This is a genomic window from Jannaschia halovivens, assembly GCF_046452375.1.
In the GTDB taxonomy this organism is placed as follows: Bacteria; Pseudomonadota; Alphaproteobacteria; order Rhodobacterales; family Rhodobacteraceae; genus Jannaschia; species Jannaschia halovivens.
This window is the reverse complement of the sequence record NZ_JBKFDJ010000001.1, coordinates 604,253-623,853: the sequence shown is the minus strand read 5'-3', so window position 1 is coordinate 623,853 and position 19,601 is coordinate 604,253. Positions and strand designations below refer to the sequence as shown.

Annotated in this window: 24 protein-coding genes; 20 read left to right on the top strand and 4 right to left on the bottom strand. The window is 68.2% G+C overall.

The annotated features are described in order from the left end of the window. The first annotated feature begins 58 nt into the window (after nucleotides 1-58). From ACK8OR_RS03155 to ACK8OR_RS03100, 12 genes are all read left to right on the top strand, one after another. Nucleotides 59-1,531 (top strand): aldo/keto reductase, encoded by a 1,473-nt coding sequence (locus ACK8OR_RS03155; RefSeq protein ID WP_410188014.1) that lies wholly within the window; start codon nucleotides 59-61, stop codon nucleotides 1,529-1,531. 124 nt (nucleotides 1,532-1,655) lie between these two features. Next, nucleotides 1,656-2,465, top strand: coding sequence for a transporter substrate-binding domain-containing protein (locus tag ACK8OR_RS03150; protein ID WP_298432087.1), 810 nt, complete (start codon nucleotides 1,656-1,658; stop codon nucleotides 2,463-2,465). A 54-nt stretch (nucleotides 2,466-2,519) separates the two neighbouring features. Next, nucleotides 2,520-3,197: an amino acid ABC transporter permease gene (locus ACK8OR_RS03145; RefSeq protein WP_410188013.1), complete on the top strand. Its 678-nt coding sequence runs from the start codon at nucleotides 2,520-2,522 to the stop codon at nucleotides 3,195-3,197. Then, nucleotides 3,197-3,910, top strand: a complete 714-nt coding sequence (locus ACK8OR_RS03140) for an amino acid ABC transporter permease (protein WP_410188012.1) — start codon at nucleotides 3,197-3,199, stop codon at nucleotides 3,908-3,910. The genes ACK8OR_RS03145 and ACK8OR_RS03140 overlap by 1 nt, the downstream gene beginning before the upstream one ends. Beyond that, complete coding sequence (locus tag ACK8OR_RS03135; protein ID WP_410188011.1) at nucleotides 3,861-4,598, top strand: amino acid ABC transporter ATP-binding protein; 738 nt, start codon at nucleotides 3,861-3,863, stop codon at nucleotides 4,596-4,598. Before ACK8OR_RS03140 ends, ACK8OR_RS03135 begins: the two co-directional genes overlap by 50 nt. Then, nucleotides 4,598-5,290 (top strand): glutathione S-transferase family protein, encoded by a 693-nt coding sequence (locus tag ACK8OR_RS03130; RefSeq protein WP_410188010.1) that lies wholly within the window; start codon nucleotides 4,598-4,600, stop codon nucleotides 5,288-5,290. The genes ACK8OR_RS03135 and ACK8OR_RS03130 overlap by 1 nt, the downstream gene beginning before the upstream one ends. Beyond that, nucleotides 5,287-6,042 carry an SDR family NAD(P)-dependent oxidoreductase gene (locus tag ACK8OR_RS03125; RefSeq protein ID WP_410188009.1) on the top strand — a complete coding sequence of 252 codons (756 nt, stop codon included), beginning with the start codon at nucleotides 5,287-5,289 and terminating at the stop codon, nucleotides 6,040-6,042. The genes ACK8OR_RS03130 and ACK8OR_RS03125 overlap by 4 nt, the downstream gene beginning before the upstream one ends. Nucleotides 6,043-6,072: 30 nt before the next feature. Further along, a complete protein-coding gene (locus ACK8OR_RS03120; RefSeq protein ID WP_410188008.1) occupies nucleotides 6,073-7,110 on the top strand; it encodes a trans-3-hydroxy-L-proline dehydratase in 1,038 nt (345 codons plus the stop codon). Next, nucleotides 7,107-7,598 (top strand): nuclear transport factor 2 family protein, encoded by a 492-nt coding sequence (locus ACK8OR_RS03115; protein ID WP_410188007.1) that lies wholly within the window; start codon nucleotides 7,107-7,109, stop codon nucleotides 7,596-7,598. The genes ACK8OR_RS03120 and ACK8OR_RS03115 overlap by 4 nt, the downstream gene beginning before the upstream one ends. Before the next feature lie 9 nt (nucleotides 7,599-7,607). Next, nucleotides 7,608-8,084 (top strand): nuclear transport factor 2 family protein, encoded by a 477-nt coding sequence (locus ACK8OR_RS03110; RefSeq protein WP_410188006.1) that lies wholly within the window; start codon nucleotides 7,608-7,610, stop codon nucleotides 8,082-8,084. 128 nt (nucleotides 8,085-8,212) lie between these two features. Then, complete coding sequence (dusA, locus tag ACK8OR_RS03105; protein ID WP_410188005.1) at nucleotides 8,213-9,202, top strand: tRNA dihydrouridine(20/20a) synthase DusA; 990 nt, start codon at nucleotides 8,213-8,215, stop codon at nucleotides 9,200-9,202. A 10-nt stretch (nucleotides 9,203-9,212) separates the two neighbouring features. After that, nucleotides 9,213-10,031: a sulfite exporter TauE/SafE family protein gene (locus tag ACK8OR_RS03100; protein WP_410188004.1), complete on the top strand. Its 819-nt coding sequence runs from the start codon at nucleotides 9,213-9,215 to the stop codon at nucleotides 10,029-10,031. A gap of 112 nt (nucleotides 10,032-10,143) precedes the next feature. Here ACK8OR_RS03100 and ACK8OR_RS03095 read toward each other — a convergent pair whose 3' ends face one another. The 3 genes from ACK8OR_RS03095 to ccmI are packed head-to-tail and all read right to left on the bottom strand — an operon-like array spanning nucleotide 10,144 to nucleotide 12,067. After that, nucleotides 10,144-10,389 carry a DUF1289 domain-containing protein gene (locus tag ACK8OR_RS03095; RefSeq protein WP_410188003.1) on the bottom strand — a complete coding sequence of 82 codons (246 nt, stop codon included), beginning with the start codon at nucleotides 10,387-10,389 and terminating at the stop codon, nucleotides 10,144-10,146. Then, the gene (gene ruvX / locus ACK8OR_RS03090) at nucleotides 10,386-10,862 is read right to left on the bottom strand and encodes a Holliday junction resolvase RuvX (RefSeq protein WP_410188002.1); all 477 of its coding nucleotides are present in this window, start codon (nucleotides 10,860-10,862) and stop codon (nucleotides 10,386-10,388) included. Before ruvX ends, ACK8OR_RS03095 begins: the two co-directional genes overlap by 4 nt. Continuing rightward, nucleotides 10,859-12,067 (bottom strand): c-type cytochrome biogenesis protein CcmI, encoded by a 1,209-nt coding sequence (gene ccmI / locus ACK8OR_RS03085; RefSeq protein WP_410188001.1) that lies wholly within the window; start codon nucleotides 12,065-12,067, stop codon nucleotides 10,859-10,861. The genes ruvX and ccmI overlap by 4 nt, the downstream gene beginning before the upstream one ends. A gap of 211 nt (nucleotides 12,068-12,278) precedes the next feature. Here ccmI and ACK8OR_RS03080 point away from each other — a divergent pair, with 211 nt between their 5' ends. The 8 genes from ACK8OR_RS03080 (at nucleotide 12,279) to ACK8OR_RS03045 (ending at nucleotide 19,046) form a co-directional block, all read left to right on the top strand. Then, nucleotides 12,279-13,523, top strand: coding sequence for a sarcosine oxidase subunit beta family protein (locus ACK8OR_RS03080; protein ID WP_410188000.1), 1,245 nt, complete (start codon nucleotides 12,279-12,281; stop codon nucleotides 13,521-13,523). A gap of 106 nt (nucleotides 13,524-13,629) precedes the next feature. Further along, nucleotides 13,630-13,794: a hypothetical protein gene (locus ACK8OR_RS03075; RefSeq protein WP_410187999.1), complete on the top strand. Its 165-nt coding sequence runs from the start codon at nucleotides 13,630-13,632 to the stop codon at nucleotides 13,792-13,794. A gap of 27 nt (nucleotides 13,795-13,821) precedes the next feature. Then, a complete protein-coding gene (locus tag ACK8OR_RS03070; protein ID WP_410187998.1) occupies nucleotides 13,822-14,127 on the top strand; it encodes a sarcosine oxidase subunit delta in 306 nt (101 codons plus the stop codon). Next, nucleotides 14,124-17,084, top strand: a complete 2,961-nt coding sequence (locus tag ACK8OR_RS03065; RefSeq protein WP_410187997.1) for a sarcosine oxidase subunit alpha family protein — start codon at nucleotides 14,124-14,126, stop codon at nucleotides 17,082-17,084. Before ACK8OR_RS03070 ends, ACK8OR_RS03065 begins: the two co-directional genes overlap by 4 nt. Then, nucleotides 17,077-17,574, top strand: a complete 498-nt coding sequence (locus ACK8OR_RS03060; RefSeq protein WP_410187996.1) for a sarcosine oxidase subunit gamma — start codon at nucleotides 17,077-17,079, stop codon at nucleotides 17,572-17,574. Before ACK8OR_RS03065 ends, ACK8OR_RS03060 begins: the two co-directional genes overlap by 8 nt. 57 nt (nucleotides 17,575-17,631) lie before the next feature. After that, nucleotides 17,632-18,231 (top strand): superoxide dismutase, encoded by a 600-nt coding sequence (locus tag ACK8OR_RS03055; RefSeq protein ID WP_410187995.1) that lies wholly within the window; start codon nucleotides 17,632-17,634, stop codon nucleotides 18,229-18,231. A 114-nt stretch (nucleotides 18,232-18,345) separates the two neighbouring features. Further along, the gene (locus ACK8OR_RS03050; RefSeq protein WP_410187994.1) at nucleotides 18,346-18,582 is read left to right on the top strand and encodes a hypothetical protein; all 237 of its coding nucleotides are present in this window, start codon (nucleotides 18,346-18,348) and stop codon (nucleotides 18,580-18,582) included. Further along, entirely contained in the window at nucleotides 18,579-19,046 is a 468-nt protein-coding gene (locus ACK8OR_RS03045; protein ID WP_410187993.1) for a host attachment family protein, read from the top strand. Before ACK8OR_RS03050 ends, ACK8OR_RS03045 begins: the two co-directional genes overlap by 4 nt. A gap of 4 nt (nucleotides 19,047-19,050) precedes the next feature. Here ACK8OR_RS03045 and ACK8OR_RS03040 read toward each other — a convergent pair whose 3' ends face one another. Next, nucleotides 19,051-19,587 (bottom strand): LOG family protein, encoded by a 537-nt coding sequence (locus tag ACK8OR_RS03040; protein ID WP_410187992.1) that lies wholly within the window; start codon nucleotides 19,585-19,587, stop codon nucleotides 19,051-19,053. Nucleotides 19,588-19,601 lie beyond the last annotated feature (14 nt).

Below are 19,601 nucleotides of genomic sequence, written 5' to 3'. Positions count from 1 at the left end.
GCGGTTGAGACCCTGGCCATATTGCGCACAGATGTTCGCAACTGCAAAGGAGGTCGCGATGCGCGAGCCGGAACGGACGACACTGGGCCGCGACGTCCCCATTCGGCGGCTGATCACCGGGCTGTGGCAAATGGCCGACCAAGAGCGGGACGGGAAGACGTTGGATCTCGACCGCGCGGCCGAGGCGCTGGTCGACTACGCGCGCGCCGGGTTCGACACGTTCGACATGGCCGACCACTACGGCAGCGCCGAGGTCGTGGCTGGGATGGCCGCGCGGGCGATGCGCGACGCGGGCGAGACGCCGCCGACGATCCTGACCAAGTGGTGCCCCGCGCCAGGGCCGATGGATATCGGGGTCGTGCGGCAGGGGGTCGAGACGGCGCTGGACCGGCTGGGCCTCGAGACGGTCGACGTCATGCAGTTCCATTGGTGGCGCTACGAGATGCCCGAATATCTCGACGCGATGGAGGGCCTGATGCGCCTGCGCGAGGAAGGGCTGATCCGCGAGATCGGGCTGACCAATTTCGACGCGGCCCATCTGCATCTGCTGTTGAAGAACGGCATAGACGTCGCGTCGAACCAAGTCTGCTTTTCCATGCTGGACCGGCGCGCGGCGGGCGAGTTGTCGCGGGTCGCGCGTGCGAACGACGTGACGCTCCTGGCCTTCGGGACGCTGGGCGGCGGGTTCCTGTCGGATCGCTGGCGCGGCGCCCCGGAGCCACGGGACATCGCCGATTGGAGCCGCATGAAATATCGCCGCTTCATCGATGCCGCCGGGGGCTGGGGTCCGTTCCAGCGCCTTCTCGACGCAGCGGGCACGGTCGCCGAGAAACATGGCGTGTCGATCTCGAACGTGGCCTCGGCCTGGGTCCTGTCGCACGCGGCGGTTGGGGCCACCATCATCGGCGCGCGGCTGGGGGAGACCGAGCACCGCGCCGACAATCTCAATGCCGGGTCGTTGCGCTTCGACGATGCCGACCGGGTGCTTCTGGCGGGTGCGCTGGCCGGGCTCGACGATATTCCCGGCGATTGCGGCGACGAATACCGCAAGCCGCCCTTCCTGACGGCCTCCGGCGATCTTAGCCACCATCTCGACGCGCTGCCGCCGGTCTTCGCCGCGCGCGAAGTGCGTCCCGGTCGCCGGCTGGCCGATAGCGGCTCGATCTGGGAGGAGGCGGCGGGCTTCGCACGGGCCGTGCGCGACGGCGACCGCATCCTCGTCAGCGGGACGACCGCGACCGCACCGGGTGGCGACGCCGTCTGCAAGGGCGATGCGGCGGGGCAGGCGACCTACGTGTTCGACAAGATCATCGCGGCCATCGAGACGCTGGGCGGCACGGTGGACGACATCGTACGGACCCGCGTCTACCTGCGCCACGCCGACGATTGGGAGGCCGTCTCTGCGGTCCATGCGCGTTATCTGGGGCATGTCCGGCCCGCCAACACGCTTTTGGGCGGGATCGACCTGATCGGACCCTATGACGTGGAGATCGAGGTCGAAGCGATCCTCGCCCCCGCACGAGATCATTGACAGACGCCCGCATCTGGCCGACGCTTCCACTCGCACAAACGTTCGTTTTGCGCACAAATCGGGGAGAACACCCGGTTCCCCACGGCTCGGGGGATGGGCCGATCGACATGGGAGATCTTGAAGCATGATGAAGAGAACGTTCCTTTCCGCGCTGACCGGCCTGGCGCTGGCTGCGACGGCGGTGACCGGGGTTCACGCCAAGAGCCTCGATGACATCCTGTCCGACGGTGTGATCCGCATCGGCATCAATCCGAACTTCCCGAACATGAGCACGCGCAACGATGCGGGCGAATGGGAAGGCTTCGACATCGACGTGGGCCAGGCGCTGGCCGACGCGATCGGCGTCGAGGTCGAATGGGTGCCGACCGAGACGCCGCAGCGCGTCCCGTTCCTCGTGTCCGACCGCATCGACATCTCGCTGGGCGCGCTGACGCGCAACACCGAGCGCGCCAAGCTCATCGACTACACCGTCCCGCTCCATACCGAGGTGCTGGCCGTGCTCGCCACCGACCAGATCGAGGGTGACAGCTGGGAGGATTTCAACACCGAGGGCGTGACGCTCGCCAACATGCGCGGCAACTGGACGGTCGACTGGATCGGGGAGAACATGCCCAATGTCGAGCTGGAGCTGGTCGACACGCTGGCCGACACGGTGCGCCTCGTGGGGCAGGGCCGGGCCGACGCCATCGTCGAGAATATCGACTTCTTCATGGCCTTCACCGAGAACTACCCGGACGTGAACTGGCGCGTGGTCGAGAACCCGATCTTCGTGGCCTACTGTGCGATCGGCGTGGCGCAGGGCAACGACAACCTCACCGAGGTCCTGAACATCGCGCTCTACAACATGCATTCGGGCGGCATGATCAACGAGACCTGGGAGAAGTACTACGGCGCGCCGATGCTCCGCGCGGTCGAACCCGTCCCGTTCTTCTGATTTGAGACGCGCGCGCCCCGGCCCATCGCGGCCGGGGCGCGCGGCCCTGACCCCATGAATTACCGGTTTCAGTTCGGCGTCGTCTGGGAGAACATGCCCCAGCTTCTGGAAGGGGCGTGGCTCACCTTCCAGCTGGGCGTCTTCGCCTTCGCGGGCGGCGCGGTGATCGGACTTCTGGGGGCAACGATCAAGACCTACGGGCCGTGGCCGCTGCGGATGCTGGTCGATGGCTACGTGGTCTTCATCACCAACACGCCCGCCCTGATCCAGATCTATTTCCTCTACTTCGGCCTGCCCGAGGTCGGCGTTCGCTGGTCGAACGAGGCCTGCCTGCTGATCGGTCTGACCATGAACGCGGGCGCCTACCTGACGCTGATCCTGCGCGCGGGCTTCCTGTCGGTCCGCCTCCCCGAGATCGAGGCGGGCCAGACGCTCGGCATGTCGCTGATCCAGCAGGTCCGCTACATCATCGTCCCGCATATCGCCAAGTCGATCTACCCGGCGCTGGCCAACTTCTTCATCGTCGTCCTGGTGATGGGGACCTCGGTCGGGGCGCTGATCGGCGTCGACGAGTTGACGGGGCAGGCGATCAACCTCTCGACTGTCAACTACCGCTGGCTGGAATACTTCACGGTCGTCGCCGGGATGTATGTCGTGCTGACCTTCATTGCCTCGATCGGGCTGGCGCTGCTTGGGCGGTGGGCGTTCCGCGTCAAGGCGCGGATCTTCTGATGGACCGGATCATCGAACAGATCCCGCGCTTCTTCTCGGGGCCGAACATGGCGCTCCTGCTGGAGTCGGCGATGCTGACCCTCGGCATGACCGTCGCCGGTTGCCTGATCGGGTTCGGCTTCGCCTTCGTGCTGGTGTTCCTGCGCCAGACGCCGGGCCTCTGGGCGTTGCCGATGCGCGTGATCTGCATCGCCTATGTCGAGGTGTTCCGCCGCATCCCGTTCATCGTCGTCATCTACCTCGTGCTGTTCTTCATCCAGGCGGTGACGCCCGACGCCTCGCTCTTCACGATCGCGGTGATCGCGATCTGCCTCTATGCCATCGCCTACACCGCCGACATCATCCGCGGCGGTCTCGAAAGCGTGCCGAGAACGCAGGTCGAGGCGGCCGAGGCGATGAACCTCTCGCGGCTCCAGACCAACCTTCGGATCGTGCTGCCGCAGGCCTGGCCGGTAATCGTGCCGCCCGCCATCGCCTTCGCCGTCGCCTTCATCAAGGACACGGCGCTGGTCAGCCAGGTCGGCGTGTTCGAGCTGACCTTCCGGGGCAAGGAGCTGAACAACCAGGGCTATTCCGGTATCCTCGTCTTCGGCACCATCGCGCTGTGCTATTTCCTTCTATCCTTTCCCCTGAGCCTTCTGGGCCAATACCTGGAGAAACGCCTTGCCACACCTCGCGGTCAGCGACGTTCGCGCAAAATACGGCGCCCTTGAGGTCCTGAAAGGGATCAGCTTCTCGATCGAGAAGGGCGAGATCGCGGCGCTTGTCGGCCCCTCGGGGTCGGGCAAGTCGACGGTCCTGCGCGCTCTGATGGGCCTGACCCCGATCACCGCGGGCGAGGTCGAGATCACGGGCGAGCGAATGAACTATTCGTCGGCCCGCGAGGTCCGGGCCGCGCGCGACCGCATGGCCATCGTCTTCCAGGCCTACAACCTGTTCCAGAACATGACCGTGATGCAGAACCTCACGCTCGCCCCGCTCAAGATCAAGAAATGGGACAAGCGCGAGGTGGAGGCCGAGGCGCGGCGGCTTCTGGGGCTGGTGGGTCTGTCGGACAAGGCGGATGCCTATTCGGACCAGCTTTCGGGCGGCCAACAGCAGCGGGTCGCGCTGGCGCGGGGCCTCGCGCTCAAACCTCAGATCCTGCTTCTCGACGAGGTGACCTCAGCGCTCGATCCCGAACTGGTCAACGAAGTGCTCGACGCGATCCGCAAGCTCGCCGACGAGGGGATGACCATGATCATCGTCAGCCACGAGATGGCGTTCGTCCGAGAGGTGGCCGACAAGGTCGTCTTCATGGATGCGGGCCAGATAATCGAGGCGGGCACCCCGGCCGAGCTGTTCGACACGCCCAAGACCGAGCGCGCCCGCGACTTCTTCTCCAAGATCCTGAGACACTGATGATCGAGTTCTTCTTCAACGCCGCGCCGAACCCCCTGAAGGTCAGCCTGTTCCTCGAGGAAAGCGGGATCGAATACCGCGCGGTGCCCATCGACACCAAGCGCGGGGACCAGCACACCGACGGGTACCTGGCGATCAATCCGAACGCCAAGGTGCCCGCGATCCGGGACGGCGACGTCACCGTCTTCGACAGCAATGCGATCCTCCTCTACCTTGCGGAAAAGACGGGGCAATTCCTGCCAGCGGATACGCCTGCGCTGCGGGGTGAGATGCTGTCCTGGCTGATGTTCATCGCGACTGGCGTCGGGCCCTATTCGGGGCAGGCCTTCCACTTTCGGAACATGGCGCCCGAGCGTCTGCCCTATGCGATCAAACGCTACCATTACGAGGCGAACCGGCACTGGCAGATCATCGACGATCGGCTGGAGGGGCGGCGTTTCATGTTGGGCGACACCTATACCATCGTGGACATGGCCGTCTGGGGCTGGGCCCCGCGCATTCCCTTTGTGCTCGAGGAGCCGGATGCATTCGAGCGTTTCGCCAATATCCGCCGTGTGATGGACGAGATCGACGCGCGGCCCGCCGCCGCCCGCGCCCATGCGCTGTCGGCCTCGCATGCCTTCGCGACCGAGATGGACGAGGCCGCGATGCGCAATCTCTATCCGCAGATCTTCGCGCCCGACCCGGTGTGAGGACCGCGATCGTCACCGGTGCCGCCTCGGGGATCGGGCGCGTGACGGCAGAGCGCTTCGGCGCGGAGGGCTGCGCGGTGCTCTGCGCGGATATCGAGGGGTGCGGAGAGACGGTGGACGTGTTGCGCAGGCAAGGTGTCGAGGCCCGCGCGGCCCGGGTCGATGTCGCGGACGAGGGGTCCTGCGCGGCGATGGTCGATGCCGCGATGGGCTGGACGGGCCGGATCGACGTGGTCGCGGCCAATGCCGGGATCATGGTTGAGGGCGACGTGCTCTCCGTATCGCTGGCCGACTGGCAGCGCGTGATGGCGGTCAACGCGACGGGCGCGTTCCTGACCGCGCGCGCGACCCTGCCCCACCTCGTGGACACCGAAGGCGCGCTGGTTTTCACCGCCTCGACGGTGGGCCTGTCGGGGATGAAGGGCGTCGCGGCCTATTCCGCGTCGAAGGGCGCCGTCGTCGCGCTGACGCGGCAGTTGGCGGCGGATTTCGCGGACCGTCGCGTGCGGGTCAACGCGGTCGCCCCCGGCGCCGTCCGCACGCCACTTTCGGAAGGCCAATTCCGCGCACGGGCCCGCGACGACGCGCATTTCGACGAACTGCTCGACGGTGTGATCGCGCGCTATCCCCTGTCGCGATGGGGCACGACGCGGGAAATCGCCGAGACGATCGCCTTCCTCGCCTCGGACCGCGCGGGCTGGATCACGGGGCAGGTGATCCCTGTCGATGGCGGCCTGCTGGAGACGCGATGATGCCCGACGCCCCCACCCCCCGCACCGCCCATGCGCAGTAGCCGGTCGATCCAGATCGTCGGTTGCCATGCCGAGGGCGAGGTGGGCGATGTCATCGTCGGCGGCGTGGCGCCGCCGCCGGGCGGCACGCTCTGGGACCAGTCCCGCTGGATCGCCGAGGACGGCGTGTTGCGGGATTTTGTCCTGAATGAACCGCGCGGCGGCGTCTTCCGGCATGTGAACCTGCTGGTGCCGCCGAAGCATCCCGACGCGGTGGCCGGGTTCATCATCATGGAGCCGTCGCATACGCCGCCGATGTCCGGCTCGAACGCGATCTGCGTGGCGACCGTCCTTCTGGAGACCGGCCTTGTGCCGATGACCGAGCCCAAAACGACCTTCGCGATCGAGGCGCCCGGCGGTCTGGTCGAGGTCGTGACCACCTGTCGGGATGGCCGCGCCGAGGCGACCCGCATCACCAACGTCCCCAGCTTCGTCGGCCGGCGGGACGCGATGCTCGAGGTGCCGGGCCTCGGGTCCCTGCGGGTCGACACGGCTTGGGGCGGCGACAGCTTCGTGCTGGTCGAGGCGGGGGATCTCGGCCTGAAGCTGGTGCCCGAAGCTGCCGCCGACTTCGTGGCGCACGGCATCGCGATCGCGCGCGCGGCGACCGAACAGCTTGGGTTCCGCCACCCGACCCTGCCGGACTGGTCCCACATCTCGTTCTGCCAGTTCACCGATCCCGTTCGGCGCAAGGGCGGCACGGTCACCGGACGCAACACGGTCGTCATCGATCCCGGGAAGCTCGACCGGTCGCCGACGGGGACGGGGTGTTCGGCACGGGTGGCGCTCCTCCACGCCCAGGGGCTGCTCGGGGTGGGCGACCGATTCGACGGCGTGTCGATCCTCGGGACGCGGTTCGATTGCGGCATCGCGGCCGAATGCGATCTCGACGGCATCGCGGCCATCCGCCCGACCATTCAGGGGCGCGCGTGGATCACCGACACGCGACAGCTCCTGCTCGACCCGGATGACCCGTTCCCGCGCGGCTACCGGTTGGGCGACACCTGGCCCATGCGGGGCGGGGCATGAGCGATCTTCGGGCGCTGACCGACCGCGCGGCGATCCGAGACGTGCTGGCCGATTACTGCCGGGCGCTGGACCGGATGGACCTCGCCGCGCTGGCCGCGCTCTTCACCCGGGATTGCGAGGTGGCGTTCGGCCCGGACCCTCGGCTGACGGCACGGGGGCGCGACGACCTCGAACGTTCGATGGCCCGGATGTGGCGCTGGCGGCGGACGGCGCATCATCTGGGCCAGGTTCGCATCTGGTTCGACGGACCGGATCATGCGCGGGCGGAGAGCTATGTCCTGGCATGGCACGAGACGTCGGACGGGCGTCCGGCCGTGCTGCACGGGGTCTACCGCGACCGACTGCGCCGCACGGACGAGGGCTGGCGGCTGTCGCACCGCGCGATGGAGATGAACGCGGCCGAGGGTGCATTTCACGTGCCGATCCCCCCGGTCGAGCGGGCCTTGCCGCCGAAGGGCTGGTGCGCGCCCGAGGGGCTGGACGGATAGGAGGACGGGATGGATGCGAGCGACGAGTTGAAGGCGCTGATTGACAAGGCCTTGGTCGCCGATGTCATCCACGCCTATTGCTACCATTTCGACCGGGCCGAGGCGGACGCGGTGCTGGCGCTCTTCACCGGGGACGCCGTGGTCGATTACGGCCCCGACGTGCCGACGATGACCGGCACCGACGAGATCGACGCCGTCGTCCGGACGGGGCTTGCCACGTTCTTCGCCGCCACAAGCCACCACGTCTCGAATATCGTGATCGGCTTCGACGGGCCGGATCGGGCCACGAGCTTCGCGTATCTCTATGCCTGGCACCGGTATCGTGACGGGCGACCCAACAGCGAACTCTGGGGGCAGTATCACCACGAATTCGCGCGCACGGATGCGGGCTGGAAGATCGCGCGTCTGACGTTGCGGGCAGCGGGCTCCGAAGGGTTCCACCGCGATGCCATGCACCCGATCGGGCGCGCCGGGGACGACGCCTAGGGGCCACGCGCGATGCGGGCCGCGTTGCCCGGCGCCGCGCCTTGTGCGATGAGCCATCGCGGTTCGCCCGGTCCGGTGGTATCGGGAGCCGCAATCCGACCCACCCAAACGATTTCCTCGAAGGCCCCATGCCCGTCACCGACCACGCCAGATTGTCCGTCGCGCCCATGATGGATTGGACCGACCGGCATTGCCGGGCGTTTCACCGCGTGCTGTCGCGGCAGGTTCTTCTCTACACCGAGATGGTGACATCGGCCGCGCTGGTGCGGGGCGGGGCGGTGGAGCTTCTGGACTTCGATGCGGCCGAGCATCCGGTCGCGTTGCAGCTGGGCGGCAGCGACCCGGCGGAGCTGGCCGAGGCGACCGCGATGGCTGTGGCGCGCGGCTATGCCGAGGTGAACCTGAACGTGGGATGTCCGTCCGACCGGGTGCAGTCGGGCTGCTTCGGGGCGGTCCTGATGGAGCGGCCCGCGCTCGTGGCCGACTGCGTCGCCGCGATGATCGCGGCAGCGGGCGACGTGCCCGTCACGGTGAAGTGCCGGATCGGCGTGGACGACCAGGACCCGGCGACGGTGCTGCCCGATTTCCTGTCGCGCATCCGCGATGCCGGTGTCTCGCGCGTCGCGATCCATGCCCGGAAGGCGTGGCTGCAAGGGCTCAGCCCCAAAGAGAACCGCGAGGTGCCGCCGCTGGACTATGCGCTGGTCCACGGGATGGCGGAGCGGTTCGAGAACATGCACCTGTCGATCAATGGCGGGATCGCGTCGCTGGACGACGTGGCCACGCAGCTCGGGCGGATGGACGGCGTCATGGTGGGCCGCGCGGCCTATCACGATCCCGCCGCGATCCTGCTGGAGGCCGACAGCCGCATCTTCGGCATGCCCGATTCCTGTCCCGACCGGGCGACGGCGGCGCTGCGGATGCTGCCCCATCTCGAGCGGCATATCGACGGCGGCGGCAAGCCCGGCCACGTCACGCGCCACATGCTCGGCCTCTTCGCGGGCCTGCCGGGCGCGCGGGCGTGGCGGCGTACGCTTTCGGAAGGGGCGGCCCGGCCCGGCGCGGGTGCCGAGATCCTGACCGAGGCGCTGGCCCAGGTCACGGCGCAGGCCGCCTGAAGGAGCACCGATGCCCGACCTCGCGACCCTCGCGCCGTTGATCGGCTTCCTTCTGGCCGTCGGCGCCTTCGCAGGCGTTCTGGCGGGGCTTCTGGGCGTGGGCGGCGGCATCGTCCTCGTCCCGGCCTTCTACTACGTCTTCCAAGTGCTCGGATATGACGGCGCCAACATCATGCAGGTCTGCGTCGCCACCTCGCTCGCGACGATCGTCGTGACCTCGTGGCGCTCGGTGAAGGCCCATGCGGCCAAGGGCGCGGTCGACTGGGACGTGCTGCGCGGCTGGGGGCCGGGGATCGCCATCGGCGCGGCCCTGGGCGTCATGGTGGCCACGCGGCTCCGGTCCGAGACGTTGACGGCGATATTCGCGGTGCTGGCGCTGATCGTGGCGACCTACATGGCGCTCTCCAAGCCGCATTGGCGGATCGCGCCCGAGATGCCGCGCGGCGGCCGGCGCTATGCGTATTCGCCTGCCGTCGGCTTCGCATCGGTGCTGATGGGGATCGGCGGGGGCAGTTTCGGCGTGCCATTGATGACGCTGCATGGCGTTCCGATCCACCGCGCCGTCGCGACGGCCGCGGGGTTCGGGATGCTGATCGCGGTGCCGGCGGTGATCCTGTTCCTGGTCCTGCCCGCGGACGGCGTCTTGCCGCCCTACACGGTGGGGCTGGTGAACCTGCCGGCCTTCGTTGTGATCGTCGCCATGACCGTGCTGACCGCGCCGCTGGGCGCGAAGCTGGCCCATGCGATGGACCCGGCCCCGCTCAAGCGGGCCTTCGCGGTGTTCCTGTTCCTCGTGGCGCTGAACATGCTGCGGAAAGCGCTGTTCTGACAGGCGGACATCCGGTGCAGGTCTGGTTTTTGCAGGCGTTGCGCGTCCGGATCGTACGTGGCGCGCCGGCCCCAGTCGTCGCGCCGCACGAAGCGGCGATTATCCGCAATCCCTAGGGGGTGCGCCGTGCGGCGCGTCCGCCGCGACGGACGGTAGGCGCGGCATCGCGGGTGGGCAGCTCGGCCATGATGGCGGCGCGGGCGTCCGGCGTCAGGCGCGACCATGCCCCGATCTCGTCGATGGAGCGCGCGCAACCGACGCAGAGCCGCGTCTCGGGGTGGACGACGCAGACGCGGATGCACGGGCTCTCGATCTCGGCGCGCGCCCAGATGCGGTCGGAGGTGGGATCGTCGGTCATGGCGTCGGTCCGAGATGGCGAAGGCGATCGAGCGCCCCTTGCAGGATATAGCCCGCCGCGACGTGGTCTATGACCTCGGCGCGACGTTTGCGTGTCGTATCCGCCTCGAGCAGTGCGCGCTCGGCGGCTACCGTCGAGAGCCGTTCGTCCCAGAACGCGATGGGCAGGTCGATGCGACGGTCGAGATTGCGGGCGAAGGCGCGGGTCGACTGGATGCGGGGGCCTTCGCTGCCGTCCATGTTGAGGGGTAGGCCGAGGACGAGGCCGACGATGGCCCGCTCGGTCAGCAACGCCTCGAGCGCGATGGCGTCGGCGGTGAACTTGGCGCGGCGGATCGTGGTGATCGGGCTCGCGACCGACCGCATCGTGTCCGAGGCCGCGACGCCGATGGTCTTGGTCCCGAGATCCAGCCCGATCAGCGCACCCAAGGGCGGCAGGGCGGCGGCGAACTCGTCGATGTTGTCGTGGATCACGGTGTCAGGCCCGCCCGCTCGGCCGCACGGGCCAGCGTGTCGAGTGCGGGATCGTCGGCGGCGAAGACCAGGCGCGCCTCACCATAGACGGCGGCCGCCGCATCGGTCCGGCCCAGCACGCCGTAGGCCGAGATCAGCCGCGCCCAGTCCTCGGGCGGACCGCCGTCTTCGGAGAGGCGGATGGCGAGGCCCTCGACCATGCCGCGGATCATCTCCATCCGCTCGTCGAGGGTCATCTCGCCCGCCGCCTCGATGTCGTCCGCGCTCGGCCCACGGGGGCGCGGCAACTGGTCGAGGGGGGTGGGATCGCCGGCCAGCGCCGAAATCTCCTCGATGCGCAGGTAGATCGGGTCGAGCCAGGGATCGCCCGGCTCGCTATCTGCCACGAGGCGGCGCCAGATCGGCCAGGCGCGGTCGGGACGCCCCCCTTGGGCATACATCGACCCGACATAGTAGCGCGCGGCCCCGTTCTCGGGATCGAGCCGCAGCGCCTCGGCCAGCGCGGCCTCGGCCTCGGGCGAGACGTAGCCGCCTGCCGCCTGGATCATCAGGTCGGCGAGGGCGGTGTGGTCCGTGGCCTCGGCCCGGTCGCCGAGGATGGCGATGACCCGCTCCTGCGCGCGCCACGCGGCCTCGAGGTCGCCCAGGCCCCCGAAGGTCTGCGCCGCGAGGGACCAGCCACGCAGGTCGTCGGGGCGGTCGGCGAGCACCTCGCGAAGCTGTTCGGCCATCCGGGTGATCTCGGGGCGGCTGTCGTCGATCCGGTTGGGCACCTCGGCCTCGGCCAGGGCCTGACCGGGGCGGGCGGCGCGTCCGGCTTCCACGGCCGCCACGCGGTCTGCGAGTGGCAGGTCTGGATAGCCCGGCGCGCCGATTAGCCAGTAGGTCAGCCCCGCGATGGCGATGACGGGCACGGCGACCAGCACGGCGCCCAGCGTCATGTTTCCGGGGCGACGGGCGTGACCGGCAGCGGCGCTGCGGTCGGCGGCCAGCAGGCGGCGCGCAACCTCGGTCCGCGCGGCCTCGACTTCCTCGGGGGGCAGCGTGCCGCGCGCGGCGTCGCGGTCGAGCTCGGCCAGCTGGTCGCGATAGACGGCCACGTCGGGCGCATCCATGTCGGCCGCGGCGCGAACGCGCAGCGCCGCGACGATGATGCCCACGCAGGCGATGGTCAGGATGGTTGCGGCGAGCGCGAAGAGGATCATGGCCTTCACCTAGCCGCCCCCAACCCGAGACAAAAGGCCCCGATCGCGCCCCCTTGCGGGGATGTGATGGCCGGGTCTAATCGGGGCCGGTCCGCGCGCCTGTCGCAAACGGATGCCCACACGCCGCCCGAAGGCCGTGGATCGGCCGGGGGTCGGGGCATGCAGGGCCGAACGACACGGCTTGCGACGGAGCCCGGGAGGGGGGACGACCATGAGACGCCATTCCGCTTTCGCGATCGCCCGCGAAGCCCTGCGCAACCACGAGGGCTGGGGCCGGACCTGGGCCAAGCGGCCGCCGCGCGCACGCTACGATGTGGTGATCGTCGGCGCGGGGGGGCACGGGCTGGCGACGGCCTACTATCTCGGCAAGAACCACGGCATCACAAATGTCGCGATCCTCGAGAAAGGGTGGCTCGGCGGCGGCAATACCGGTCGGAACACCACGATCATCCGCTCGAACTACCTGCAGGACCCGTCGGCCGCGATCTACGAGAAGGCCCGGAGCCTCTATGAGACGCTGAGCCAAGACCTGAACTACAACGTGATGTTCAGCCCGCGCGGCGTGATGATGCTGGCCCAGACCCATCACGAGGTGCGCGGCTACAAGCGCACGGCCCATGCCAACTCGCTGCAGGGCGTCAGCACCCGCTGGATCGAGCCCGCCGAGGTCAAGGACCTCTGCCCGATCATGAATATCGAGGGCCCGCGCTATCCCGTATTGGGCGCGCTCTGGCAGTCGCGAGGCGGCACGGCGCGGCATGATGCCGTCGCCTGGGGCTACGCGCGCGCCTGCACCGACATGGGCATGGACATCATCCAGAAATGCGAGGTCACGGGCGTGCGGACCGAGGGCGGACGCGTGACCGGCGTGGACACGACCCAGGGGCAGATCGCCTGCGGTAAGCTCGGCGGGGTGGTCGCGGGGCATTCGGGCGTGCTGGCAGGCATGGCGGGCTTCCGTCTGCCGCTGGAGTCGGTGGCGCTGCAAGCGCTGGTCTCCGAGCCAATCAAGCCGTGCATGGACGTGGTCGTCATGGCCAATATCGTCCACGGCTATCTGAGCCAGTCCGACAAGGGCGAGATGGTGATCGGCGGCGGCACGGACGGGTTCAACAACTACACCCAGCGGGGCAGCTTCCACCATATCGAGGAGACGGTGCGCGCGCTCGTCGAGACCTTCCCGATGCTCTCGCGGCTCAAGATGCTGCGCCAATGGGGCGGGATCGTGGACGTCACGGGCGACCGCTCGCCGATCCTGTCGAAGACCCCGGTCGAGGGGATGTTCATGAATTGCGGCTGGGGCACGGGAGGGTTCAAGGCGATCCCCGGATCGGGCTGGGGCATGGCCGAGTTGATCGCCACGGGGCATTCGCCCCTGACGGAAGCCTTTGGAATGGAACGGTTTCGCGAAGGTCGATTCATCGACGAAAGCGTGGCCGCGGGAGTGGCGCATTAATGGAAACGATCACTTTCCTGCAACGGTCTGTCTTCGCGCAAGACGGGAACCGTCGAGATGTGCTATCGGTTACCGAGGGGAAGCGTAACTTAATTGGTCCACTGCCATGGCCTTTACTGCCAAACGCCGCACGCGCGGCATCAACTTCATCCTCGGTGGCACGCTCGTTGCGGCGCTCTTCACGGCTTTCCTCGCCGTGGGCGGCTCGCTCGATGTCGGGTTGGGCGCACCGGAGGTTCGGATCGACACCGCGAAGATCGGGTCGCGATGACCTGACTGCGGGACGGGAGGGCGTCGTATGCTCCTCCTGACCTGTCCGAATTGCGGCCTCCCGGTCGAGGAAACCGAACTTGCGCCCGGTGGCGATGCACATCTCGTGCGCCGCGGGCCCGAGGCCTCGGACGACGCGTTCGAGGAATATCTTTTCATGCGCGAGAACACGAAGGGCGTTCACTTCGAGCGCTGGCGGCATGCCTATGGCTGCGGCAAGTGGTTCCTCGCCGCGCGCGACACCGCGACGCTGGAGGTGTTCGGCACCTATTCCGCCCAGACCAAGGCCCCGCCGCCCGAGATCCTGGCCGCAATCGAGAAGGCCCGGACATGAGCGCGCGCCTGAAGACCGGCGGGCGGCGGATCGACCGCAACCGGCCTGTCTCCTTCACCTTCGACGGGCGAAGTCTGCGTGGCTATGCGGGCGATACGTTGGCCTCGGCGTTGTTGGCGAACGGGCAACTCGTGCAGGGCCGCAGCTTCAAGTACCACCGACCGCGCTCGGTCGTGGCTTCGGGCCCCGAGGAGCCCAACGCCCTGATGGGCATCGGCGAGGGCGCGCGGTTCGAGCCGAACCAGCGCGCCACCGAACAGCCGCTGGTCGAGGGTCTGGTCGCGCGGAGCCAGAACGCCTTCCCGTCGCTCGCCTTCGATATCGGCCGGGTCAACGACTGGGCGTCGAAATTCCTGCCCGCGGGCTTCTATTACAAGACGTTCATCCATCCGCGGCCCTTCTGGAAGCACATCTTCGAACCTGTGATCCGGAAGGCCGCGGGCCTCGGGGCCGCGCCGACCGAAGGCGACGCCGACCACTACGAGCATCGCTACGCCTTCTGCGACATCCTGATCGCGGGCGGGGGCTTCGCGGGCCTGACGGCGGCGCTCGGGGCCGCGGCTTCGGGCCAGCGCGTCATACTCGTCGAGCGCGGACGCCACTGGGGCGGTCGGGCGCCGGTCGACGGGGGCGAGATCGATGGCATGCCCGCTGCCGAGTGGGTGGAGGCGACGGTCGCCCGGCTGGACGGCATGGAGAACGTGACGCTGCATCTCGCGACAGAGGCGTCCGGGGTCTACGATCACGGTTACGTCCTGCTGAACGAGCATCTCGGCGGCCCCGGTCCGCGCGAGCGGGTCTGGCGGGTCCGCACCGGGCAGGTCGTCGCCGCGACCGGCGCGATCGAGCGTCCGCTGAGCTTTGCGGGCAACGATGTGCCGGGTGTGATCCTCGCCGGAGCGCTGCGCGATTACGTGGTGAACCACGGCGTCAGCCTCGGGGACCGGACGGTCATCGTCACCAACAACGACGACGCTTACCGCACGGCGAAGGTCCTGTTGGCTGCGGGGCTTCAGGTGCCGGCCATCATCGATGCGCGCGCTGCGCCCGACAGCCCGATCATACGCGAGATCAAAGGCTTGGGCGTCAATGTTCATGTCGGACGCGGGATCGCGAAGGTCATAGGCAACGACCGGGTCACCGGCGTCGCGGTCTGCCTTCAGGCCGGCGAAGGCGCCGTGCTGCAGGAGATCGCGTGCGACGCAGTCGCGATGTCCGGTGGCTGGTCGCCGGTCGTGCATCTCTTCTCGCATTGCGGCGGCAAGCTCTGGTGGGACGACGCGCGGGCGATGTTTCGGCCCGATCCCGACCGCCCGCCCACCGATCAGGACGGGCGGGGCTTCGTGTCTTGCGTGGGGGCCGCCTCGGGCGCGCTGACCACGGCGGAGGTGCTGGCCGACGCGGCGGACGCGTTCGACCTCGCCCCCCCCGAGGCTCACGCGACCGAAGAGGCCCCGATCGAGGCGATCTGGATGATGCCGCAGGGCGCGGGCCCGAAGCTGCGCGCCAAGATGTGGCTCGACTACCAGAACGACGTGAAGGTCTCGGACGTCCGCCTCGCCGCCCAGGAGGGGTTCGAGAGCGTCGAGCATGCCAAGCGCTACACCACGCTCGGGATGGCGACGGACCAGGGGAAGCTGAGCAACATCAACGGGCTGGCCGTTCTCGCCGACCGGCTGGACGAGGCGATCCCGCAGGTCGGGACCACGACCTTCCGCCCGCCCTATACGCCCGTGACACTGGGCGCGATCGCAGGCGAGGCGCGGGGGGATCTGTTCCAGCCGCTGCGCCGCACGCCGCTGCATGAATGGCACGAGGCGCACGGCGCCTATTGGGAGCCGGTGGGCCAGTGGCGGCGGCCCTACTGCTATCCGCAGGGCCGCGAGAGCCATGCCGAGGCCGTCCACCGCGAGGTCCGGGCCACCCGCGAGCGGCTGGGGCTGCTGGATGCGTCCACGCTGGGCAAGATCTTGGTGCGGGGCCCGGATGCGGGCCGCTTCCTCGATATGCTCTATACCAACATGATGAGCAGTCTGAAGCCGGGCCGCTGCCGCTACGGCCTGATGTGCGACGAGAATGGCTTCCTGATCGATGACGGCGTCGTCGCGCGGATCGACGACCAGACTTTCCTCTGCCACACGACCACCGGCGGGGCCGACCGCATCCACGGCTGGATGGAGGACTGGCTGCAATGCGAGTGGTGGGACTGGCAGGTCCACACGGTCAACCTGACCGAGCAATTCGCGCAGATCGCCGTGGTCGGGCCGAAGGCGCGCGCGGTGCTGGAGACGCTGGGCGGCATGGATGTCTCGGCCGACGCGCTGCCCTTCATGGGCTGGGCCGACGGCACGCTGGGCGGGTTCGACGTGCGCGCCTTCCGGATCAGCTTCTCGGGCGAGCTCAGCTACGAGATCGCGGTGCCCGCGACCCAAGGACTTGCGCTCTGGGAAGCGTTGCACGCGGCGGGGGCCGAGTTCGGTGCGACACCCTACGGGACCGAGGCGCTGCATGTGATGCGGGCCGAGAAGGGGTTCATCATGATCGGGGACGAGACCGACGGGACGGTGATCCCCCAGGACCTTGGCCTCGACTGGGCGATCTCGAAGAAGAAGGACGACTATCTGGGCAAGCGCGGCCAGGCGCGGTCGGAGTTCCAGAAGCCCGACCGCTGGAAGCTGGTGGGGCTTCGGACCGAAGACGGCAGCGTGCTGGAAGACGGCGCCTATGCCATCGCCGAAGGCGAGAACGCCAATGGCCAGCGCAACACCCAAGGCCGTGTGACCTCGACCTACCATTCGCCCACGCTGGGCCACGGCATCGCGATGGGCCTCGTCGCCCATGGGCCGGACCGGATGGGCGAGGTCCTGCACTTCACGCGCATCGGTCAGGCGCCCGTGGCCGCGCGGATCGTCGACCCGGTCTTCTTCGACCGCGAAGGGGAGAAGCAGAATGTCTGACGTAACCGTCGAAGCGCTGCCGCCCCTCGGCATGATCACCCTGCGCGGCGATCTCGACACGCTTGGGCCCGCCGTCACGGATGTCACCGGCTTCGCCCGCCCGGATCAGCGGATGCGGACGGAGGCGGGCGGCCACGGCTGCCTCTGGATGTCGCCGGACGAGCTTCTGGTAACCTGCGACTACGACGCGGCGCCGGGCGTGGCGGTGCGCCTGACTGACGCCCTTGGAGACGCCTTTGCCACCGTCGCCGTAGTCAGCGACGCGCGCGCGGTCTTCGCGGTGACGGGGCAGGGGGCCGAGGCGGTGTTGTCGCGCCTGGTGCCGGTCGATTTTGACCGCTTGGCACCGACCGAGGTGCGCCGGACCCGCATGGCCCAGATCCCAGCGGCCATCTGGCGCGAGGGCGAAGGCTGGCGGGTCGTATGTTTCCGCTCGGTCGCCGTCTACGCGGAAGGACTTCTGCGGAACGCGGTGCCGATCGGGGCTTGACCCGGCGCCATACCGGGCGACATGTCCTGTGACGCATCAACCCCGAGGAGAGACCCCATGGCCTTCGAGCTTCCCGATCTGCCCTATGCCCATGACGCGCTGGCCGATGGCGGCATGTCCAAGGAGACGCTGGAGTATCACCACGACCTCCACCACAAGGCCTATGTCGACAACGGCAACAAGCTGATCGAAGGCACCGAATGGGAGGGCAAGTCCCTTGAGGAGATCATCACCGGCACCTATGATGCGAACGCCGTTGCCCAGTCGGGGATCTTCAACAACATCAGCCAGCTATGGAACCACAACCAGTTCTGGGAAATGATGGGCCCAAAGGGCCGCGACATGCCATCCGAGCTGTCGAATGCCCTGAACGAGAGCTTCGGCTCGATCGCCAAGTTCACCGACGAGTTCAAGGCCGCTGGCGCGGGCCAGTTCGGCTCGGGCTGGTGCTGGCTGGTCAAGGACAAGGACGGCTCGCTCAAGGTCACCAAGACCGAGAACGGCGTGAACCCGCTCTGCTTCGGGCAGACGGCGCTTCTGGGCTGCGACGTATGGGAGCACTCGTACTACATCGACTTCCGCAACAAGCGGCCCGCCTATCTCCAGAACTTCATGGAGAACCTCGTCGACTGGGAGAACGTCGCCTCGCGCATGTGAGCCGCGTCCGGTCCGAACCTCATCGGGGCGTCCCATCCGGGGCGCCCCGTTGCGTTTCAGGAACCCGTGCCTGCGCTTCGCGTTGAGGGAGCGAACCTGCCAACGGAGGACAACATGGCCGAGCGACACCGCTCCAGCGACGGCACCCGCGAGACGGACCAGTTCATCGAAGACATGCCCGCGACCCCGAGCCACCAGGGCCGGTCGGGTGGCGACATCGCCCGCGACGTCGGCACCGAGGACGCGCTTCTGCGCGCGACCACACAAGGCGCGCGCGGCACGACCCGCGTGACCAAGAAGCACGACGAGGACATCCGCGACGTCAACGACGCCGGGGGACCGAAGCGATGACGAAGCTGACCAACGGCACCCTCGTGGTCGTCACGGACAGCGAAAAGGCGCTGTTCATGATCAACCGCACCGATGACGAGAACCCGAATCTCGAAATCGTCCGCAAGGAGGAGGAGGACAATCCGCCCGACCGCGAGCAGACGGCAAACCGGCGCGGCCGCGTGCAGGAGAGCCATGGATCGGGTGTATCCGCATACGACGAGACGGATTTCCACGAGCTTCAGAAGGAACGCTTCGCCGCCGACCTCGCCGACAAGCTCTACAAGATGGCCCATGCCGGGAAATTCGAGCGGCTGGTCCTCGTGGCTTCGCCCATGGTCCTCGGCGTGATGCGCGACGAGATGCACCAGGAGGTGACCTCGAAGATCGTGGCCGAGATCGACAAGACGCTGACCAACCACCCGCTGAACGAGATCGAGAAGATCGTCTCGGACGAACTTGCGGGCATGTCGGACGCGGCCTGATCCGTCAGTCGAGATATTCGAGCGCGGTCCCGGCATCCGGGGCTGCGCGCACTAGATCGAGCAGGCTGGCATCCGCAAAGCCCCGTGCGACGATCCCGTTCAGCATCGCCAGAAGCCCGTCCCAATAGCCGTCGACATTGACGAGGATCAGGGGCTTCGCGTGCAGACCCAGTTGCGCCCAGGTCAGGACCTCGAAGAATTCGTCCAGCGTGCCCGCGCCGCCCGGCAGGACGACCACGGCGTCCGCATTCATGAACATCACCTTCTTGCGCTCGTGCATCGTCTCGGTGACCACGAAGCGCGTCAGGTCGCGCTTGCCGACCTCCATCTCCATCAGGTGCGTCGGGATGACACCGAAAGTCTCGCCATTCGCGTCCTGCACGGCGCGCGCGACGCGGCCCATCAGCCCGACGTCGCCCGCCCCGTAGACCAGCCGCCAGCCCCGCGCGGCGATGCCCGCGCCCAGGGCGTCGGCCGCGGCGGCGAAGGCGGGCGCATCGCCGTCCCGTGCACCGCAATAGACACAGATGGATTTCGCCATGACATGACACTCCC

What these genes read in the sequence shown, in the direction of transcription:
- ACK8OR_RS03045 (WP_410187993.1), top strand. Translation starts at nt 18,579, where the DNA reads ATGACGAAGCTGACCAACGGCACCCTCGTGGTCGTCACGGACAGCGAA.
- ACK8OR_RS03115 (WP_410188007.1), top strand. Translation starts at nt 7,107, where the DNA reads ATGAGCGATCTTCGGGCGCTGACCGACCGCGCGGCGATCCGAGACGTG.
- ACK8OR_RS03140 (WP_410188012.1), top strand. Translation starts at nt 3,197, where the DNA reads ATGGACCGGATCATCGAACAGATCCCGCGCTTCTTCTCGGGGCCGAAC.
- ACK8OR_RS03070 (WP_410187998.1), top strand. Translation starts at nt 13,822, where the DNA reads ATGCTCCTCCTGACCTGTCCGAATTGCGGCCTCCCGGTCGAGGAAACC.
- ACK8OR_RS03055 (WP_410187995.1), top strand. Translation starts at nt 17,632, where the DNA reads ATGGCCTTCGAGCTTCCCGATCTGCCCTATGCCCATGACGCGCTGGCC.
- ACK8OR_RS03110 (WP_410188006.1), top strand. Translation starts at nt 7,608, where the DNA reads ATGGATGCGAGCGACGAGTTGAAGGCGCTGATTGACAAGGCCTTGGTC.
- ACK8OR_RS03120 (WP_410188008.1), top strand. Translation starts at nt 6,073, where the DNA reads ATGCGCAGTAGCCGGTCGATCCAGATCGTCGGTTGCCATGCCGAGGGC.
- dusA (WP_410188005.1), top strand. Translation starts at nt 8,213, where the DNA reads ATGCCCGTCACCGACCACGCCAGATTGTCCGTCGCGCCCATGATGGAT.
- ACK8OR_RS03095 (WP_410188003.1), bottom strand. Translation starts at nt 10,389, where the DNA reads ATGACCGACGATCCCACCTCCGACCGCATCTGGGCGCGCGCCGAGATC.
- ACK8OR_RS03150 (WP_298432087.1), top strand. Translation starts at nt 1,656, where the DNA reads ATGATGAAGAGAACGTTCCTTTCCGCGCTGACCGGCCTGGCGCTGGCT.
- ACK8OR_RS03130 (WP_410188010.1), top strand. Translation starts at nt 4,598, where the DNA reads ATGATCGAGTTCTTCTTCAACGCCGCGCCGAACCCCCTGAAGGTCAGC.
- ACK8OR_RS03075 (WP_410187999.1), top strand. Translation starts at nt 13,630, where the DNA reads ATGGCCTTTACTGCCAAACGCCGCACGCGCGGCATCAACTTCATCCTC.
- ACK8OR_RS03040 (WP_410187992.1), bottom strand. Translation starts at nt 19,587, where the DNA reads ATGGCGAAATCCATCTGTGTCTATTGCGGTGCACGGGACGGCGATGCG.
- ccmI (WP_410188001.1), bottom strand. Translation starts at nt 12,067, where the DNA reads ATGATCCTCTTCGCGCTCGCCGCAACCATCCTGACCATCGCCTGCGTG.
- ACK8OR_RS03050 (WP_410187994.1), top strand. Translation starts at nt 18,346, where the DNA reads ATGGCCGAGCGACACCGCTCCAGCGACGGCACCCGCGAGACGGACCAG.
- ACK8OR_RS03060 (WP_410187996.1), top strand. Translation starts at nt 17,077, where the DNA reads ATGTCTGACGTAACCGTCGAAGCGCTGCCGCCCCTCGGCATGATCACC.
- ACK8OR_RS03100 (WP_410188004.1), top strand. Translation starts at nt 9,213, where the DNA reads ATGCCCGACCTCGCGACCCTCGCGCCGTTGATCGGCTTCCTTCTGGCC.
- ACK8OR_RS03065 (WP_410187997.1), top strand. Translation starts at nt 14,124, where the DNA reads ATGAGCGCGCGCCTGAAGACCGGCGGGCGGCGGATCGACCGCAACCGG.
- ACK8OR_RS03145 (WP_410188013.1), top strand. Translation starts at nt 2,520, where the DNA reads ATGAATTACCGGTTTCAGTTCGGCGTCGTCTGGGAGAACATGCCCCAG.
- ACK8OR_RS03080 (WP_410188000.1), top strand. Translation starts at nt 12,279, where the DNA reads ATGAGACGCCATTCCGCTTTCGCGATCGCCCGCGAAGCCCTGCGCAAC.
- ACK8OR_RS03155 (WP_410188014.1), top strand. Translation starts at nt 59, where the DNA reads ATGCGCGAGCCGGAACGGACGACACTGGGCCGCGACGTCCCCATTCGG.